This is a genomic window from Aquitalea sp. S1-19 (assembly GCF_024343515.1).
The window spans coordinates 1-17,665 of sequence record NZ_RJTZ01000012.1 but is presented as its reverse complement, the minus strand read 5'-3'; the positions used below and the strand labels follow the sequence as shown (position 1 = coordinate 17,665).

The 17,665-nt window shown below is 60.3% G+C and carries 13 protein-coding genes; 7 read left to right on the top strand and 6 right to left on the bottom strand.

What is annotated here, in order from left to right; genetic code table 11:
- Window positions 1-68: 68 nt before the first annotated feature.
- The gene (locus EGI20_RS03265; protein ID WP_498629592.1) at window positions 69-1,433 is read right to left on the bottom strand and encodes a glutamine synthetase family protein; all 1,365 of its coding nucleotides are present in this window, start codon (window positions 1,431-1,433) and stop codon (window positions 69-71) included.
- A gap of 148 nt (window positions 1,434-1,581) precedes the next feature.
- Between EGI20_RS03265 and EGI20_RS03260 the strand changes: the two genes are divergently transcribed.
- Together EGI20_RS03260 and EGI20_RS03255 are read left to right on the top strand one after the other, a co-directional pair.
- Window positions 1,582-1,905, top strand: coding sequence for a rhodanese-like domain-containing protein (locus EGI20_RS03260; protein WP_498629591.1), 324 nt, complete (start codon window positions 1,582-1,584; stop codon window positions 1,903-1,905).
- Between the two features lie 277 nt (window positions 1,906-2,182).
- Window positions 2,183-4,336, top strand: a complete 2,154-nt coding sequence (locus EGI20_RS03255) for a putative bifunctional diguanylate cyclase/phosphodiesterase (protein WP_498629589.1) — start codon at window positions 2,183-2,185, stop codon at window positions 4,334-4,336.
- A 30-nt stretch (window positions 4,337-4,366) separates the two neighbouring features.
- Here the strand turns inward: EGI20_RS03255 and EGI20_RS03250 are convergent, their stop codons facing one another.
- The 3 genes from EGI20_RS03250 to EGI20_RS03240 form a co-directional block, all read right to left on the bottom strand.
- Window positions 4,367-5,629: a glutamate-5-semialdehyde dehydrogenase gene (locus EGI20_RS03250; RefSeq protein WP_498629587.1), complete on the bottom strand. Its 1,263-nt coding sequence runs from the start codon at window positions 5,627-5,629 to the stop codon at window positions 4,367-4,369.
- A gap of 66 nt (window positions 5,630-5,695) precedes the next feature.
- Entirely contained in the window at window positions 5,696-7,324 is a 1,629-nt protein-coding gene (locus tag EGI20_RS03245) for a mechanosensitive ion channel family protein (RefSeq protein WP_498629585.1), read from the bottom strand.
- A 55-nt stretch (window positions 7,325-7,379) separates the two neighbouring features.
- Window positions 7,380-8,690 carry a DUF3422 family protein gene (locus EGI20_RS03240; RefSeq protein WP_498629583.1) on the bottom strand — a complete coding sequence of 437 codons (1,311 nt, stop codon included), beginning with the start codon at window positions 8,688-8,690 and terminating at the stop codon, window positions 7,380-7,382.
- A gap of 217 nt (window positions 8,691-8,907) precedes the next feature.
- Here EGI20_RS03240 and EGI20_RS03235 point away from each other — a divergent pair, with 217 nt between their 5' ends.
- The 4 genes from EGI20_RS03235 (at window position 8,908) to EGI20_RS03220 (ending at window position 12,922) form a co-directional block, all read left to right on the top strand.
- Window positions 8,908-9,912, top strand: coding sequence for a sulfate ABC transporter substrate-binding protein (locus EGI20_RS03235; protein ID WP_498629581.1), 1,005 nt, complete (start codon window positions 8,908-8,910; stop codon window positions 9,910-9,912).
- 98 nt (window positions 9,913-10,010) lie between these two features.
- Window positions 10,011-10,847: a sulfate ABC transporter permease subunit CysT gene (gene cysT / locus EGI20_RS03230; protein WP_498629579.1), complete on the top strand. Its 837-nt coding sequence runs from the start codon at window positions 10,011-10,013 to the stop codon at window positions 10,845-10,847.
- An 8-nt stretch (window positions 10,848-10,855) separates the two neighbouring features.
- Window positions 10,856-11,731 carry a sulfate ABC transporter permease subunit CysW gene (gene cysW, locus EGI20_RS03225; RefSeq protein ID WP_498629577.1) on the top strand — a complete coding sequence of 292 codons (876 nt, stop codon included), beginning with the start codon at window positions 10,856-10,858 and terminating at the stop codon, window positions 11,729-11,731.
- Window positions 11,732-11,851: 120 nt separating this feature from the next.
- Window positions 11,852-12,922, top strand: a complete 1,071-nt coding sequence (locus EGI20_RS03220) for a sulfate/molybdate ABC transporter ATP-binding protein (protein ID WP_498629575.1) — start codon at window positions 11,852-11,854, stop codon at window positions 12,920-12,922.
- A 62-nt stretch (window positions 12,923-12,984) separates the two neighbouring features.
- Here the strand turns inward: EGI20_RS03220 and EGI20_RS03215 are convergent, their stop codons facing one another.
- Together EGI20_RS03215 and EGI20_RS03210 are read right to left on the bottom strand one after the other, a co-directional pair.
- On the bottom strand, window positions 12,985-14,628 hold the full coding sequence (locus EGI20_RS03215) for a methyl-accepting chemotaxis protein (RefSeq protein WP_498629574.1): 1,644 nt from the start codon (window positions 14,626-14,628) through the stop codon (window positions 12,985-12,987).
- Window positions 14,629-14,756: 128 nt separating this feature from the next.
- Window positions 14,757-15,194, bottom strand: coding sequence for a DciA family protein (locus EGI20_RS03210; RefSeq protein ID WP_498629572.1), 438 nt, complete (start codon window positions 15,192-15,194; stop codon window positions 14,757-14,759).
- A 231-nt stretch (window positions 15,195-15,425) separates the two neighbouring features.
- On the opposite strand from EGI20_RS03210, the gene secA reads away from it, so the two are divergent.
- Window positions 15,426-17,665, top strand: a 2,240-nt coding sequence (gene secA, locus EGI20_RS03205) for a preprotein translocase subunit SecA (RefSeq protein WP_498629570.1), incomplete at its 3' end; no start/stop codon positions are given.

Genomic DNA, 17,665 nt, shown 5'->3' with positions numbered 1-17,665 from the left:
AAAGCAAAGCGCCATCGTCCTGCGTTTACCGGGCTATTTCAATAGCAATTGGTTTCTGAATTGCATAATCAGGCCAGCGTAGCGAGGTAACGCCGCTCCCATGGCGTAATCTCGCCATGAAAACTGCTCAGCTCCAGCTCCTTGACCGCGACATAGGCACGGGCAAATTCGCCGCCGAACAGTGCTTCTGCCGTTTTATGTGCTTCCATCAGCGCCAGCGCCGCGTCCAATGTGCGCGGCAGACTAGCCTTGTCTTCGCCGAGGAAAACATTACCAGTGACGGCTTCATCGGGTACCAGCTCCTGTTCTATCCCTAATAGCCCAGCGCCCAGACTGGCGGCCAGTGTGAGATAGGGGTTGGCATCACAGCCGGGCAGGCGGTTTTCCACCCGTCGCGCCTGTGGGCCACTGCGCGGTACGCGCAAGCCGACCGAGCGGTTGTCGATGCCCCAGCTCAGGTTGACCGGCGCAGCCAGACCCTTGACGAAGCGACGGTAGGAGTTGGGGCTAGGGCAAAAGAGCGGCATCAAATGCGGCAGATAGCGCTGCATGCCGGCAAGGTAGTGGAAGAAACGCGCGCTCTCGCTGCCGTTTTTCTGGCTGAAGGCGTTATTGCCGGCCTGGTCGACCAAGCTTTGGTGGATATGCATCGAGCTGCCCGGCTGGCCGGCCAGCGGTTTGGCCATGCACACCACATTGAGCCCGTGCTGGTTGCCGATTTCCTTGAGCGCCGTCTTGAACAAAAAGGTCTGGTCGGCCAATTGCAGGGCCGGACCATGCTGGAGATTGATCTCGAACTGGCTGGGGCCCATTTCGTGCACCCAGGTATCGGTTTTGATGCCCAGCGTGTCGCAGGCGCGGTAGACATCGTCGAAAAAGGCTTCCAGATCGTTGAGCGTGGAAAAGCTGAATGAATCGAAGCCGGTTTCGCGCCGCCCGCTACGCAGTTGCGGTGACTGGAACGGCGCGTCCGCATTCGGGTTGGCGGCGAAGATGTAAAACTCCAGTTCGGGCGCCACGATAGGCGTCAAACCCAGTGCATCGTAACGGGCCAGCACCTTTTTCAGTACAGAGCGTGGCGCCAGCGGTGTCAGGGTGCCGTCCAGATCGATACAGTCGCAAATAACGAGTGCGCGTGGTGTGCGCGCCCACGGTACCAGACGCATCGTATTCAGATCGGGCACGAGCGCGACATCGGGGTCCTGCTCTCCATAAAAGCGGTAGTCGGGAAAATCACCGGTACAGCTCTGGATGGGCACCGCGCGCGCAATGCGCAGCTCTTGGCCGCGGATAAAGGCGGCGGCAGGCAGCGTCTTGCCGCGGGCAAAGCCGCTAATATCGGCGAAGCACATTTCTACATCGCGCACCTGGTGTTCGTTCAGCCAGCCGGCCTGCTGTGCGAGCAGTTCGCTTGCTGGGGTCGCTTGTGACATATCTCTCCTCGGTTTCCTTGCTTGCAGGGGGATTCCGTCTGTCTGCCATCGCGTCGATGGCCTGGCGTCTATTGCGCTTTGATATACAGAGTATGCCATCCGCAACATGTTGTTGCATAATTACCGGCTTTACTGATGAGAGCCTGTCATGAAACACCTATCCTCTTTCTTTGCGGCGCTCTGTTTGCTGCTCGCGACGACCTTGGTATCGGCCTCACCCTTGCTGATTGATGTACGTACTCCGGCTGAGTTTGCCGAAGAGCATGTGCAGGGCGCGCTTAACCTGCCGCTGGACAGTATTGCCCGCACCATCGCCCAGAGCGCGCCGGACAAGAATGCACCGATTGCGCTGTACTGTCGTAGCGGACGGCGTTCGGCAGAGGCCGAGCAGCAGCTACGGGCACTCGGTTATACCGAGGTACGCAATCTTGGCGGGGTGGCAGAAGCACGCAAGCTATTTGCACAGCCTTGAAAGCAACAGCTTGGGGTCAAGGGGGGGAATGATGTTCTGGTATGATATTAATTAATATCAATACATTGGTATTTAATCCGTGAATTCGGGCTGCGGGAATATTGCATGGCAAGGCCAAGATTATTCCTGTTTGTATCCTTCCTCTTTCTCCAATGCCATGTCGACGATAGAAAACGATTCCGCGGTCTGGGATGCTGATGCCCCTCACGCCGCCCGCGAGCTGAGCCCATGTCGTCAAGACGTGATAAATGCACCTGCGGATATCAAGGCGAAGGGCGTGGTTCTGGAGCATCTGGCATCGCCCTTGCCGGATGGAAGGCCATTGCTGGAAGACGCCCTCCAGCATCCGATGCTGGGCGTCTTGCAGCAAAGCGAAGCCAAATATCGGCAAATATTCAGCCATATGGCGGTTGGCGCGCTGCATTTCGACGCGGCAGGCGTGGTAACCGACTGCAATGACAGCCTGCTGCTGCACCTGAGCCTGCGCCGCGAGCAGGTACTCGGGCTGAGTCTGCTCTCGGTGAATGACAAAAAGATGCTGGCCGCTGTTCAGGCGGTACTGGCCGGGCAGCGCAGTGTGTATCAGGGCGATTACGAATCCACGCTGAACCACCGGGTGTTTGCCCTCAGGGTGGAGCTGATTCCCGTCATCGTGACCGGCCAGGTCTGTGGCGGCATTGCGCTGGTAGAAAACCTGAGCGGGCAGCGGCAGACCGAGCACGAATTACGGGCTTCGCGCCAGCGCCAGCATTTGCTGCGCGAGCAGACTGCACTGGCGATGATAGAGTGGGACGCGCATTTTTGTGTGCGGGACTGGAATCCGGCGGCACAGAAAATGTTTGGCCATAGCCGCGAGCAGGCGCTGGGTCAGCATGCGCACTTTATCCTGCCGGAGCCCGCTCGCCAGATGGTGAGCGAGGAGGTGCTGGATATTCTGCTTAAACAGCAAGGTGGCTCGCGCAGCCAGAACGCCAACCTGACACGTGACGGCCGCATCATTGAGTGCGAGTGGTTCAATACCACCTTGGTCGACGAATCAGGATGCACGCTGGGGGTAATTTCACTGGCTCAGGACGTGACCGAGCGCGAACAGACCGGGCGGCAACTGCGTTATCTGGCCCAGCACGATTCGCTGACCGGCCTGATCAACCGCGCATCGCTGGCCGAGCATTTTGCCTCGGCCATTGCCGCCAGGACTCCTTCCCTGGCGCTGGTATTTATTGACCTGGATGGCTTCAAGCATATCAATGATACGCTGGGACACACGGTAGGCGATGCCCTGCTGTGCCTGCAGGCTCAGCGTTTGTCGGCGCAGGTCCGCCATAGTGATAGCGTCGCGCGTTTGGGCGGGGACGAATTTATCCTGCTATTGCCGGACAGTGATGCCGAGGATGCCGTTACGCTGATTCAGCGCCTGAGCGAACAGCTGGCGCTGCCCTGTGCGGTGGAGGGACATGATATCAGTGTGACTTCATCCATAGGCATCGCACTGTATCCGCAGGATGGCAGCGACTTTGACACCCTGTTGCGCTGTGCCGATATGGCGATGTATCACGCCAAGCACGACGGGCGGAATACCTGGCGCTGCTTCCGGCCGGAACTGCTGGCCAGAAGTGCACGCCATCTGCAGCTGGAAAGTGCGCTGCGTCATGCTCAGGAGAGGGGTGAGCTCAGCCTGCATTACCAGCCGCAATATGATATTGCCAGTCGTCAGCTGATCGGACTGGAGGCCTTGCTGCGCTGGCAACATCCCGGACTGGGCTGGGTTTCCCCGCTAGAGTTTATTCCGGTTGCAGAAGAAAGCGGCATGATCATCGCGCTGGGCGACTGGGTACTGCATCAGGCGCTGAGCCAGTTGTGCGACTGGCAGCAAGCCGGCTATGTGCCGGTCAGGGTGGCGGTCAATCTGTCGGCAGCCCAGTTCCAGCAGGCGAACCTGCCGCAGCAGATAGCCGGCTTGTTGGAGGCGTACCAGCTTCCTGCCCGGCTGCTGGAGCTGGAGCTGACCGAGAGTGTGGCCATGCGCCGGCCGCAAGAGGCCGTGGCGATACTTGGCACACTGGACGCCATGGGGATCAAGGTCTCCATCGACGACTTCGGTACCGGTTATTCTTCGCTCAGCTATCTGAAGCGTTTGTCCCTGGAAACGCTGAAGATAGACCGCTCTTTTGTGATCGATATGGCCGATGATGCCGACGACCGGGCCATTGTCCAGGCCATCATTAGTCTGGCCAGAACGCTAGGCCTGAAGACGCTGGCAGAAGGCGTGGAGACAGCCGAACAGCTGCAATGGCTGCAGCAATACGGCTGTGACCGGGTACAGGGTTATTATTTCAGCCGTCCTTTGCCTGCCGGTGACATACTTGCTTTGCTGACACGGCTTGATCCGTCGGGCGAGAGTCTTTTGGCTGGCAGTTTGGGCCATGCCTGAAGCGGGCGCCTTGCGGCGCCCGGCTTGTCTTTAGCTGCGGATCTGTCCATCGCCCAGTACCACCCACTTCTGGCTGGTCAGCCCTTCGAGGCCGACCGGGCCGCGCGCGTGGATCTTGTCGGTCGAGATGCCGATCTCGGCGCCCAGCCCGTATTCGAAGCCATCGGCAAAGCGCGTGCTGGCGTTGACCATGACCGAGCTGGAGTCCACCTCACGTAGGAAGCGGCGCGCGCGGCTGTAGTCTTCGGTCAAGATGGCATCGGTGTGGTGGCTGCCGTAGTGGTTGATATGGGCGATGGCGCTGTCCAGATCGTCGACTACGCGGATGGCGATAATCGCTGCCGCGTATTCGGTAAACCAGTCGTCCTCGCTTGCCACACCCACTTTGTCGGCGCCGACGATGGCGCGCGTGGCTTCGTCGCCGCGCATTTCCACCCCCTTGGCCGCATAGATGGCGCAGATTTGCGGCAGGAATTCGGCCGCCACCGCCTTATGTACCAGCAGCGTCTCCATGGTGTTGCAGGTGCCGTAGCGGTGGGTCTTGGCGTTGTCGCATACGGTCAGCGCCTTGGCGAGGTCAGCCTTGTCGTCGACATAGCTGTGGCAGTTGCCATCCAGATGCTTGATCACCGGCACGCGCGCCTCGGCGCTGATGCGCGCGATCAGCCCCTTGCCGCCGCGCGGCACGATCACATCCACATACTCTGGCATGGTGATAAGCGCACCGACCGCAGCGCGGTCGGTGGTTTCCAGCACCTGCACCGCCGTTTCCGGCAAGCCGGCGGCTGCGAGGCCTTCATGCACGCAGGTGGCGATGGCCTGATTGCTGTGGAAGGCCTCAGAACCGCCGCGCAGGATGGTAGCGTTGCCGGATTTCAGGCACAGGCCGGCGGCGTCAGCCGTCACGTTCGGCCGCGCCTCGTAGATGATGCCGACCACGCCTAGCGGCACGCGCATCTTGCCCAGCTGGATGCCGGACGGGCGATAGCAGAAATCGTCCATCTCGCCGACCGGGTCGGGCAGGGTCGCGATCTGGCGCAGGCCTTCGGCCATCGTAGCAATAGTGTGTGCATTCAGGGTCAGGCGGTCGACCATGGCCGGCGCCAGACCTTCCGCCACAGCCTGTTCGACATCGCGGCGGTTGGCAGCCAGCAGTTTTTCGCTATCGCGCTCGATGGCCGTGGCCATCGCTTCCAGCGCGGCATTCTTCTGCCGGGTATCGGCGCGGGCAATCTCGCGGCTGGCCTGGCGTGCGGCCTGGCCGACGTTCTGCATGTATTCCTGAATGTCCATGTTCTGAATTTCCGCTGGGTGATATGGCTTAAAGATTACCCCAGCTTGCAGACCCGCCGCCAGTCTCTAGGTGGCCGATGGAGGCTGGGCTGTGCTGCTGGCCGCTTGTGCCGGCGCGGCATACCAGTTTTCCTTGCTGACCAGCACGGCCCCTTCGGGCTGGCTTTCGAAGTTGGGCGACATGATCTGTACGCCGAATTCGTTGAATACATCCAGAATCTGGCTGTGCAGTGCGGTTTTGACTGCCGGCGGCTTGGCATCCAGCGGCATGCGGGCTTCCAGCTCGTATTCGATGTAAAAATCCTGCAGATTCAGTTGGCGCACGATGGGGGCTTCGCTCTGATTCAGCCCCGCAGTGCGCCGTACCGCCAGCTCCAGCATGGCGTGAACCTGACGCCATGGCGTGTCGTAACCGATGGTGATTTTGGTCGTCAGCGGCAGGCCGCGGTCGCCGGCCTGGCGGGTGTAGTTGATGACCTTGCCACCGACCACGACCGAGTTGGGCAGGGTGACTTCATTGCCGTGGCGGGTAATGATCTTGGTCGACAGGGCGCCCAGCTCGCTGACAAAACCATCCACATCGCCCACCTGTACCAGATCTCCCGGTTTGAGGGCGCGCGAGTAGACCAGCACCAGTCCGCTCATGGCATGGGTCATGATGCCGGTTGAGCCCAGCGTGACCATCAGGCCGAAAAACACGCTGATGCCCTTGAATGCATCCGAATTGGAGCCCGGCAGATAGGGGTAGGCGGCGGTCAGGGCAAACAGCCACAGGGCTAGCGAGGTCAGGCGGCGTGTGGCGCCGACGGTTTCCTGATACAGGCCGGGCAGGCTTAGACGCTGGCTTTCGACGGCATTGAACAGCAGGCCCAGCCCACGTATGGTCAGCCGCGTCAGCAGAAAAATCACCGTGACCTTGACCAGCCCGGGCAGAGCGCCAAGGATGCTGTCGGCGATGTTGGCCAGCAGATCGAACAGCGACTGCCCGATTTGCAGCCCCCAGGGACGGGTATAGGGGAAGCGGGTCAGCACGAAACTCAGCCATACATGCAAGAGCAGCAGCATGCCGACCAGGGCCGACATATCGAGCAGGCGCTGCTCCAGCGTACGCAAAATGCCCTCGAAGTCCTGTCTGTCTTTCAGCCAGCGGTGCACGCGTAGCGGGCGCTTGAGTACGCGCTCAACGGCGCGCCGGTGCAGGCGTTTAAGCCCCCATAGCGCCAGCGCCAGTGCCAGTGTTGCCGTCAGCGACAGCGCGGCTGCGCGTGCGATCTGTTCCGGCGAGCTTTGTTCGAGATAAGTCAGGCGCAGCGTATTGAGCCGCTGCTGGACTTGCTGGGCGGTGGCGAGCAGATTGAGGTTATCGGAAGGATCAAGGTCGGCTTCGATGATGGAGAACAGCGGTTTGCCATGAATAATGAAGCGCAGCCCCGCCACGCCATTGCTTACAAATGGTGTGCTCAGTATCGGGCTTTGCAGATCGGCGTCATCCAGCGCGGCAATGCGCTGGCGTGCACGCTCGGCTCTTTGTGCCGGGCTGACCTCGCCTAAATCGGCGCGGAAGGTAAATAGCGTCTGATTGGCGATGGTCAGCGTTGCCGGTGCCATGGCCGGGTCTGCTTCGGCCGGCCAGGCGATGGCAGGCAGCAGGGCAAGGATCAGGCTCAATAGTAATAACAGGCGGCGCATGGGCATGGTGTGCTCCCTCGATATGCATTAAACATGGCATATCCGCGCCGTGTTTTCCGGCTTAACGATGTCCCAGTGCCTGCTTGGCCCTGTGTACGCCCCACCAGACGCCCAGCGCGACCAGCGGAATGGACAGCCCGGTAAGCAGTTCGGCATTGAGGTGCACACCGGCGGCCTTCACCGCCTTGGCCGCGTAGCCTATCAGGCCGACTGCGTAATAAGTAAGCACACCGACCGATAAACCTTCGACAGTCTGTTGCAGGCGCAGCTGCAATTCGGCGCGCTTATCCATGCTGGCCAGCAGCGCTTTGTTCTGCTCCTCGTTAATCACCTCGACCCGGGTACGCAGCAAGGCGGTTGCGCGTTGCAAACGGGCCGTCAGCCTATCCTGGCGCCGGCTGATGGTCAGGCAGGTATCCATTGCCGGCTCCAGACGGTGCGCCATGAATTCGCGGAATGGTTGCAGGCCGGGCAAGCGGCTTTCGCGCAACTCGCCTATGCGCCGCTCGACCAGCTGGTAATAGGCATGCGCCGCCGAAAAGCGGTACTGACTTTGTGCAATCAGGTTTTCGGTCGCTGCCGAGAGCTGGCTGAGTTCGCCCAGCATGGTCGCGTCGTCGCTGTCGGGCTGGCTCATGCGTTCGGTGATGGCGCGCAAGGCAAGCCCTAGTTCGTCCAGTGTCTGCATTTGTGCCTTGGCCATGGGCAGCGCCAACAGCGCCAGCATGCGGTAGGCTTCGATTTCAAACAGCCTTTGCAACATGCGCCCGCTTTGGCGTGGCCCCATGTCGCGGTCTATCACCACCAGCCGCGAGAAACCGCCAGCCAGGCGCGAGTCGGGATGCAGGCGCAAGTCGGTATACGCCACACCATTTCCGTCGCCGATTTCGGCACCGATCAGGCCATGGCCATCGAACCAGCGCCCGGCGATGGCGCGCGGAGAGTCCGGTATCGCGGCGGAGGATGGCAAGAGCAGGGCATGAATGCCGACCAGCGCCAGCCCTGGCAGGCTGGCAAGCCAAGCTTGGGGGATGGCATCCAGTGCGGTGGCCGCGAAATCCTGCGCCCCCTGGCCGTGTTGCACAAAGGTGTAGCGGGCAAACTCGGTATGCAGCGACCAGCGCAGCAGCAGGCCATTTTGTTCGGCGCGGTAATGGGCCTGGCCGCGGGTAGGTGGGGGAAAACCCAGTTGTCCGGTCAGTTGTTCCAGTGCTTCTTGCTGGCCGCCACTGTCGCGGTCAAAAAACAGCGTCAGCGTTGATAGTCGTGCTGGTGCCAGAATGGCCGCGGGTGGCCGGGCATGCGCTTCGTCATTCAGTGCCTGGCGTAGCGGGTGCGCAGGGATCTGGTCGGGCCGGTACTGGGCGTTCAAGAGGATTTCCTTTGTGAGCGGCTGGCGCATGAAGATATGTAGTCATATTGCATCGCAGGCCCGAGCGCTGGCAAGCCTGCTGCCCGGTGTGCACAAGGGCAGGCATAAGAAGCGGCGCTTTATTTCTTTGTGGAATAAAAGTATTTCACAACAGTATTTCTGGAAATAAGGCTATCTGGGTATCCTGCTTGCAATCCGTACCGCCAAGGAAAATCCGATGAAACGTCTTGCCCTGAAAACACTGACCGCCCTGCTGTTGTCGTCCGCCAGCGTCTCTGCCTTCGCCGATGTGACTTTGCTGAACGTCTCTTATGATGTGATGCGCGATTTCTACAAGGACTACAACCCGGCCTTCCAGAAATACTGGAAAGCCAAGGGTGGCGAGACGGTGACGTTGCAGCAGTCGCATGGTGGCTCGAGCAAGCAGGCGATGAGCGTGGTCAATGGCCTGCAAGCCGATGTGATCACGATGAATCAGGCGCCGGACATCAACATACTGGCCGAACGTGGCGCGCTGGTGCCCAAGGACTGGGCCAAGCGTCTGAGCAACAACAGCGTGCCGTTTACTTCGGCGACGGTGATTCTGGTGCGCAAGGGCAACCCTAAGGCCATCCGCGACTGGAAGGATCTGGCCCGGCCGGGGGTGCAAGCCATTATTGCCAACCCTAAGACCTCGGGTAACGGCCGTTATGCCTATCTCGGTGTTTATGGCTGGGCGTTGAAGCAGCCCGGCGGCAATGACGCATCGGCCAAGGCCTTTGTCGGCAAGGTGTTTGGCAATGTGCCGGTGCTGGATACCGGCGGCCGTGCCGCCACTACCACCTTTATGCAGCGCCAGATCGGCGACGCACTGGTGACCTTCGAAAACGAGGCGGAAATGATTGCGCGCGAATTCGGTCGCGGCAGTTTCGAGATCGTGTACCCGACACTGACCGTGGCGGCTGAAAACCCGGTCGCCGTGGTGGACAAGGTGGTGGACAAGAAGGGCACGCGCAAGCAGGCCGAAGCCTACCTTGGCTATCTGTGGAGCACCGAGGGCCAGACTCTGGCTGCACAGAACTATCTGCGCCCGCAAAACCCGCAGGTGCTGGCCAAGTTTGCCGGCCAGTTCCCGCCGGTCAAGACCTTTACCGTCGAGAAAGTATTCGGCAGCTGGGATGGTGTGATGAAGACCCACTTTACCGATGGCGGCGTGTTTGACCAGATTTACACCAAAAAATAAGGCTTAAGAATGGGAGTCAGGATCAGGGATTAGGGGATGGGGAGCAGATTCCCGATCACAGATCCCTGGCCCATGATTCCTGATCCCGGATTCCGAATATGACTTTTCTTGCCAAACGTTACAGCGTGCTGCCCGGCTTCGGCGTGTCGCTAGGTTATGCCATTTTCTGGCTGGGGCTGATCGTGTTGCTGCCGCTGGCGGCGCTGATCCTGAAGTCCTCCGAACTGGGCTGGGGTCCATTTTGGGAGACCGTCAGTGCGCCGCGTGTCGTGGCCTCTTTGCAGCTGTCTTTTGGCACGGCTGCGCTGGCAGCCTTGATCAATTGCGTGATGGGCTTTCTGGTGGCGTGGGTGCTGGTGCGTTACCGCTTTCCCGGCAAGCGCTTTGTCGATGCCCTGGTTGACTTGCCCTTTGCCTTGCCGACAGCTGTCGCGGGTATCGCGCTGACGACCATCTATGCGCCTAATGGCTGGCTGGGCCAGTATCTTGAACCGCTGGGTCTGAAGGTCGCGTTTACTCCGACCGGCATCGTGATTGCGCTGATTTTCGTCAGTCTGCCGTTTGTGGTGCGTACGGTGCAGCCGGTGCTGGAGGATCTGGAGGGCGAACTGGAAGAGGCGGCCACCTGTCTGGGGGCGGATCGCTGGCAGATTTTCCGCCGCGTAATTTTTCCGGCGACCTTGCCGGCGCTGATGACCGGTACTGCGATGGCCTTTGCCCGTGCCACCGGTGAATTCGGTTCGGTGATCTTTATCGCCGGCAATATTCCGCTGGTGTCGGAAATCGCGCCGCTGATCATTATCTCCAAGCTGGAGCAGTTCGATTTTCTTGGTGCAACGGCAGTCGCGGTGGTGATGCTGATGCTGTCGTTTAGCGTGCTGTTTGCGATCAACCTGCTGCAGTGGTGGACCAGTCGCCGCCACGGCATGAAGTGAGGTGAGTCATGGCGAGTCGTAGTCTACTGACCAGCGAGCAAGCCTGGGTGCGCTATGCGCTGACCACGTTTGCCCTGCTGTTCCTGCTGGTGTTTCTGCTGGTGCCGCTGGTATCGGTGTTCTGGGAAGCCCTGTCCAAGGGCTGGGAGCTATACGCTGCGGCGCTCACCGAGTACGAGGCCTGGCAGGCGATCAAGCTGACGCTGATTGCCGCAGCCATTGCCGTGCCCTTGAACTTGGTGTTTGGCGTGGCAGCCGCATGGGCGATTGCCCGCTTCGAGTTTCGCGGCAAGAGCCTGTTGACCACGCTGATCGACCTGCCGTTTTCGGTGTCGCCGGTAGTGGCCGGGCTGATGTATATCCTGCTGTTTGGTAGCCATGGCTGGCTGGGCAACTGGCTGTCGGCACACGATATCCAGATCATCTTTGCCGTGCCTGGCATCGTGCTGGCCACCGTGTTCGTGACCTTCCCCTTTGTCGCCCGCGAGCTGATTCCGCTGATGCAGGCGCAGGGGCAGGATGAAGAACAGGCGGCCATCGTGCTGGGCGCCTCGGGTTTTGCCGCGTTCTGGCATGTGACCCTGCCCAATATCAAGTGGGGTCTGCTGTACGGGGTGATCCTGACCAATGCGCGCGCCATGGGCGAGTTCGGCGCGGTCAGCGTGGTGTCCGGTCATATCCGCGGCGAGACCAATACCATCCCGCTGCATGTCGAGATTCTGTACAACGAATACAACTTTGTCGGCGCCTTTGCCTGCGCCTCCATTCTCGCCCTGCTGGCGCTGGTGACGCTGGCCATCAAGACGGTGATCGAGTGGCGCATCGAGCGTCAGCACGAGGCCTCGCTGGTCAGGACACAGCAGGCAAGGGAAGCATTGGTGTAGAAGGGATGGGGATCCGGGATCGGGCGTCCGAAACCCGCAGTGTGGCCGGCAACAATAGGCAGGCAGATAACAAGGACGGATCCCGGCTCGCGAGTCCCGGATCCCGCAAGGAACACAGTTATGAGCATCGAAATCCGCAATATCGAAAAACGCTTCGGCAATTTCACCGCGCTGGATAATGTCAGCCTCAAGGTCGAATCGGGCGAGCTGCTGGCCCTGCTTGGCCCTTCCGGTTGCGGCAAGACCACCTTGCTGCGCATCATCGCCGGGCTGGAACAGCCCGATGCCGGCCAGGTGCTGTTCAGTGGTGCCGACAGCACCCATACCCATGTTTCCGAGCGTCAGGTCGGTTTCGTGTTCCAGCACTATGCGCTGTTCCGCCATATGACCGTATTCGACAATGTGGCTTTCGGCCTGTCGGTGCGCCCGCGCAAGCTGCGTCCTTCGCGCGAGGAAATCCGCGAGCGGGTGATGAAGCTGCTGAAAATGGTACAGCTCGACTGGCTGGCCGATGCCTATCCGGCCCAGCTCTCCGGTGGCCAGCGCCAGCGTATCGCGCTGGCCCGTTCCCTCGCAGTCGAACCTAGCGTGCTGCTGCTGGACGAGCCTTTTGGCGCACTGGATGCCAAGGTGCGCAAGGACTTGCGCCGCTGGCTGCGTGACCTGCATCACCAGATGCACATCACCAGCGTGTTCGTCACCCACGATCAGGAAGAGGCGCTGGAAGTGTCTGATCGGGTGGTGGTGATGGATCATGGCCATATCGAGCAGATCGGCCGGCCGGACGATATTTACGAAAACCCGGCCACGCCTTTTGTCACCCGCTTCCTGGGCGATGTGAATCTGTTCCATGGCCGCGTGGATGGCGGCCATTTCACCCATGGCAACTTCGCCCATGCGCTGGATGACGGTGCACAGGCGGCATCGGATAGCGCGGTTGCCTATGTGCGCCCGCATGATCTGGATATCAGCCGTCTTGCCGGCGGGGCGCTGGCTACGGGCAGCATCGAGCATATCCATGCGGTCGGCCCGCTGGTACGCATCGAGGTGGCTCCGGATAGCGGCGACGCGATCGAGGTGGCGTTGAGCAAGGAGCGCTACCGCGAGCTGGGTCTGATGCTGGGTGACAAGGTGTTTGTTACCCCCAAGAAGCTGTCGGTATTTGTCGGCGCGCAGGATTACGCGATTTAAGCGTGTGCTAGCCAAAAAAAGGGCGTGTCCGGATGGACACGCCCTTCTCTGTTTCCCGCGTTTTAACGCAGGCGGAAGATGCTGACGTCCTGATTCAGCGCCTTGGCTGCACCGGCAATCTGGGCGGCATTTTCGCTGATATTGCACATGGCGGCGGTAGTTTCCTCGCTCATCTGTGCCATCTGCTCCATATTGCGCGCAATCTCGCTGCTGGCCGTGCGCTGCTCGTCTATCGAGCTGGCGATACCTTCCACATCGGCATTGGCCTGCTGCAGCACGCTATCGTTCTCGCGGAATAGTGCGGAAACACGGTCCGAGCAGGCGCGGCTGGCTTGTAGCGTATCGATGCCCTGCTGCACCACATCGGCCAGCGAAGCCGATTTCTCGCCCAGCTTGGCATTGAAGTGGTCAATCTCGGCGGCGGATTTTGCCGATTTTTCCGCCAGTTTGCGCACCTCGTCCGCCACCACGGCAAAGCCGCGCCCCTGCTCGCCGGCGCGCGCCGCCTCGATGGCGGCATTCAGTGCCAAGAGGTTGGTCTGGTCGGCGATGTCGCGCACTTCCTGCGTCATCTTGCTGATGGCCTGGGTGTTGTCGATAAAGTCCTGCGCCGAACTGGACAACTGGCTGATCACGGTCTCCATATTCCCCATGTCCCGCTCCAGCGTTTGCATTTCACCCAGCCCGCTCTGGCTGATTTTTAGGTTCTGCTGCGTCTTGCCGCGTAAGTCGCTGGTGGCATCGGCGACGCTGGCGATGCTGACCGTCAGTTGCTCAACCGCGCTGGCACTGGCGCTGGCCGCTTCCGACTGCTTGTTGCTGGCGACGTGGACCTGACCGGCCGCGCAGGCCAGTTCTTCGACCATGCCGACTGCCGCGCTGCTGCTGGATTTGACCTGATGCAGGGTCTGCGACAGTTTGGCAAGGCTGTTATTCAGTGCACCCAGCATATGGCCGATTTCATCCTGGCGTTCGATAGGAGCCTCGCGGCTTAAATCGCCGTGCGCCAGCGCATCGGTCAGGTCGACTGCCGTATCCATGGGGCGGGTGATCGAGCGCGCGAGAACGGTGCCCAGCAGCAGGCTGACCAGAATGGCGATACCGCTGCTGAGCGCGATGATCAGTACAGCCCGGTCGATATAGGCCAGCGCCTGACCGGTATCTTCCCGGGTTGATGCCATTTCCAGTTCGGCCAGCTCGCCCAGCGCTTTTTGCCAGGCAATGTTGACGGGTACGAGGTCCACGCGGATGACGGCTTCTGCTTCGGCGTACAGTCCTTGCTCGGCAGCGTGCTGTAATTTCTTGGTCAGGGCTTCTGCCTGCTGCTGATATTGGCGGATGCGTTTAGCCAGTTCCAGTTCCTGCGCCATGGTGTCGGGCAGAGCCAGTTTGGCATCCAGTTGTTGTGCCAGCTGGTTGTAGCTCTGTTGCTTCTTGGCCAGATCGGCCTGCAGTGCCTGAGTGGCTGCACCCGGAGGCGTGGACAGCAGGCTGCGCACCACCACGCGCTGTTCCAGCTGGTTGACCTGCATTTGCGATGCGAGACTCAGATTGACCTGATTGATTTCGCTGATGCCGAGCAATTCGCTGCGTACTTGCGACAGTCCCAGATAAGTGCTGCTGCCAGCGGCCAGCATCAATAGCGTGATCAGGGCGAAGCTGGCATACAGGCGGGTGGAAATCTTGAGATTGGCAAGCAGGCGCATCGTGCGGAGTCCATGAAGTATTGTTTATAGATATATGGCGCTATTTTCACATCATATTACGTTAAGCGCGCTTGAGTGTGGCTTGCGCCAAATCAATAGATGGGACTTAGAAAGACTGCGCAGGACGCTCAGTCTGGTGTGCGTTGTTTCTGATGCCGGGCCAGTCGTGCCAGTGCACGGGCCAGATCGGGATGGTCCAGCGTCTGTGCCGCCTGTTCGATGGCGGCAATGCCCTGTTCGCCGATGTGCAGGGCCTTGGGCTGGACCACAGTGCGATATTGCGGGGCAATGCGTACCCGGGCGCGCTGGGCGATATAGCCTTGGCGCGCCAGCGTGGGCAGCAGGCTGGTGGCCAGCATGCGCAGGCGTGCGCCGACCATGCCGTTGTCGGCAAACAGCACCAGTTCTTCGTCGCGGATGCGTACCGCGCGGCATTGCCCGGCCAGTTCGGCCGGCAGCAGCTTCTGGAAGGCGGCATCCAGCGCAAGCAAGGCACCGGCCTCGGCGGTGAGCCGGGACAGGGCGTTATTCTGGCGGGCAAAGTCCTGGAAACGTTGGCTGCTCATGCGCTGGGGCAAAGTAAGGGTAAGAGTGCTGCATTCTACGCGATCATGCGCTGGCTTGTGGCATGAGATCTTGCGGTGCGCACTCCGCGCCCATGTGTCCGGTTATGTGTTGTTTTTATCCCGATCCCACCAAGACTTGATACATCGCAACCATGCCCCCATAAACCTTGCTTACGCATGTGCTAAACTCGACTGCATTTTTCCGGCCCGCTAGGCCCTGTGGATCACTCAATGATTTCGACGCTACTCAAGAAAGTTTTCGGCAGCCGTAATGACCGGCTGATCAAGCAGTATCGTCAGGAAGCAATGCGCATCAATGCCCTGGAAGAGGGAATGCGCGCGCTGTCTGACGATGCACTGGCGGGCAAAACCGCAGAATTCAGGCAGCGCCTGGCGCAGGGCGAGACGCTGGACAAGCTCTTGCCCGAGGCATTCGCCGTGTGCCGCGAAGCCAGCCGCCGCGTGCTGGGCATGCGCCACTTTGACGTGCAGCTGATTGGCGGCATGGTGCTGCATGACGGCAATATCGCCGAGATGCGTACCGGCGAAGGCAAAACCCTGGTCGCTACCTTGCCGGTGTATCTGAATGCCCTGACCGGCAACGGCGTGCATGTGATCACGGTCAACGACTATCTGGCCAGCCGCGACGCTTCCATCATGGCCAAGCTGTATAACTTCCTCGGCATGAGCGTGGGGGTCAACCTCAGCCAGATGGCGCATGATGCCAAGCAGGCGGCTTATGCCTCGGATATCACCTACGGCACCAACAACGAATTCGGCTTCGACTATCTGCGCGACAATATGGTGTTCGCCACCAGCGAAAAAGTGCAGAAAAAACTGGCTTTTGCCGTGGTCGACGAGGTGGACTCCATCCTGATCGACGAGGCGCGTACCCCGCTGATCATTTCCGGCCCGGCCGAAGACAATATCGAGATGTATCGCCGCATGAATGCGGTGCCACCCATGCTCAAGCGTCAGGAGGTGGAAGACGGCGAGGGCGACTACTGGGTGGACGAGAAGGCGCATTCGGTGATGCTGTCCGAAGCCGGCCATGTGCATTGCGAGGAAATCCTCGAACAGCTGGGTCTGCTCAAGGAAGGCGACAGCCTGTACTCGGCGGCAAATATCACGCTGATGCACCACCTGATGGCGGCGCTCAAGGGTTTCGCCCTGTTCCACAAGGACCAGCATTATGTGGTGCAGGATGGCGAAGTCGTCATCGTCGACGAGTTTACCGGCCGCCTGATGCCGGGCCGCCGCTGGAGCGAAGGCCTGCATCAGGCCGTCGAAGCCAAGGAAGGGGTCGAGGTCAACCGCGAGAACCAGACGCTGGCATCGATTACCTTCCAGAACTATTTCCGTCTGTATAGCAAGCTGTCGGGCATGACCGGTACCGCCGACACCGAAGCCTATGAATTCCAGAGCATTTACGGGCTGGAAACGGTGGTCATTCCGACCAACAAGCCTATGGTGCGCAAGGATACGCAGGACAAGGTCTATCGCACCAATAAGGAAAAGTACGACGCAATCATTGCCGACATTCAGGATTGCGTGAAGCGCGGCCAGCCGGCACTGGTGGGCACCACCAGCATCGAGAACTCCGAGCTGATCGATACGCTGCTGACCAAGGCGGGTATTGCGCACAATGTGCTGAACGCCAAGGAACATGCGCGCGAAGCCGATATCATCGTGCAGGCAGGTCGTGCCGGCATCATTACCGTGGCGACCAATATGGCCGGTCGCGGTACCGACATCGTGCTGGGCGGCAACCCAGAGCCGGAAATCAAGGCGATCGAGGCGGACGAGCGCCTGAGCGCGGATGAGAAAGCGGCAAAAATCGCCGCGATCCGCGCCGAATGGCAGTTGCGCCACGACGCAGTACTGGCGGCGGGCGGCTTGCATATCATCGGCACCGAGCGTCATGAATCGCGTCGTATCGACAACCAGTTGCGCGGCCGTTCCGGTCGTCAGGGTGATGCCGGCTCCAGCCGCTTCTATCTGAGTCTGGAAGACCCGCTGTTGCGCATCTTCGCCTCCGAGCGTGTTGGCGCCATCATGGAAAAGCTCAAGATGCCGGAAGGCGAGGCGATCGAGCATCCGTGGGTGAGCCGTTCGATCGAGAATGCGCAGCGCAAGGTAGAAGGCCGTAACTTCGACATCCGCAAGCAGTTGCTGGAGTACGACGACGTTGCCAACGACCAGCGCAAGGTGATCTACGGCCAGCGCAACGAGATCCTGGAAGACGAAGATGTCTCCGCCGTCGTGACCCATATGCGCGAAGGCGTGATTGCCGATCTGGTTGATCTGTATCTGCCGCCGGAGTCGATGGAAGAGCAGTGGGATATCCCGGGCCTGGAAACCGCGCTGGAAGGCGAATACCAGCTGCAGGCACCGATAGCCGAATGGATCAAGGCCGAACCGGCGCTGGACATTCCGCAGATCAAGGAGCGCGTGCTCAAGCTGGCCGAAGA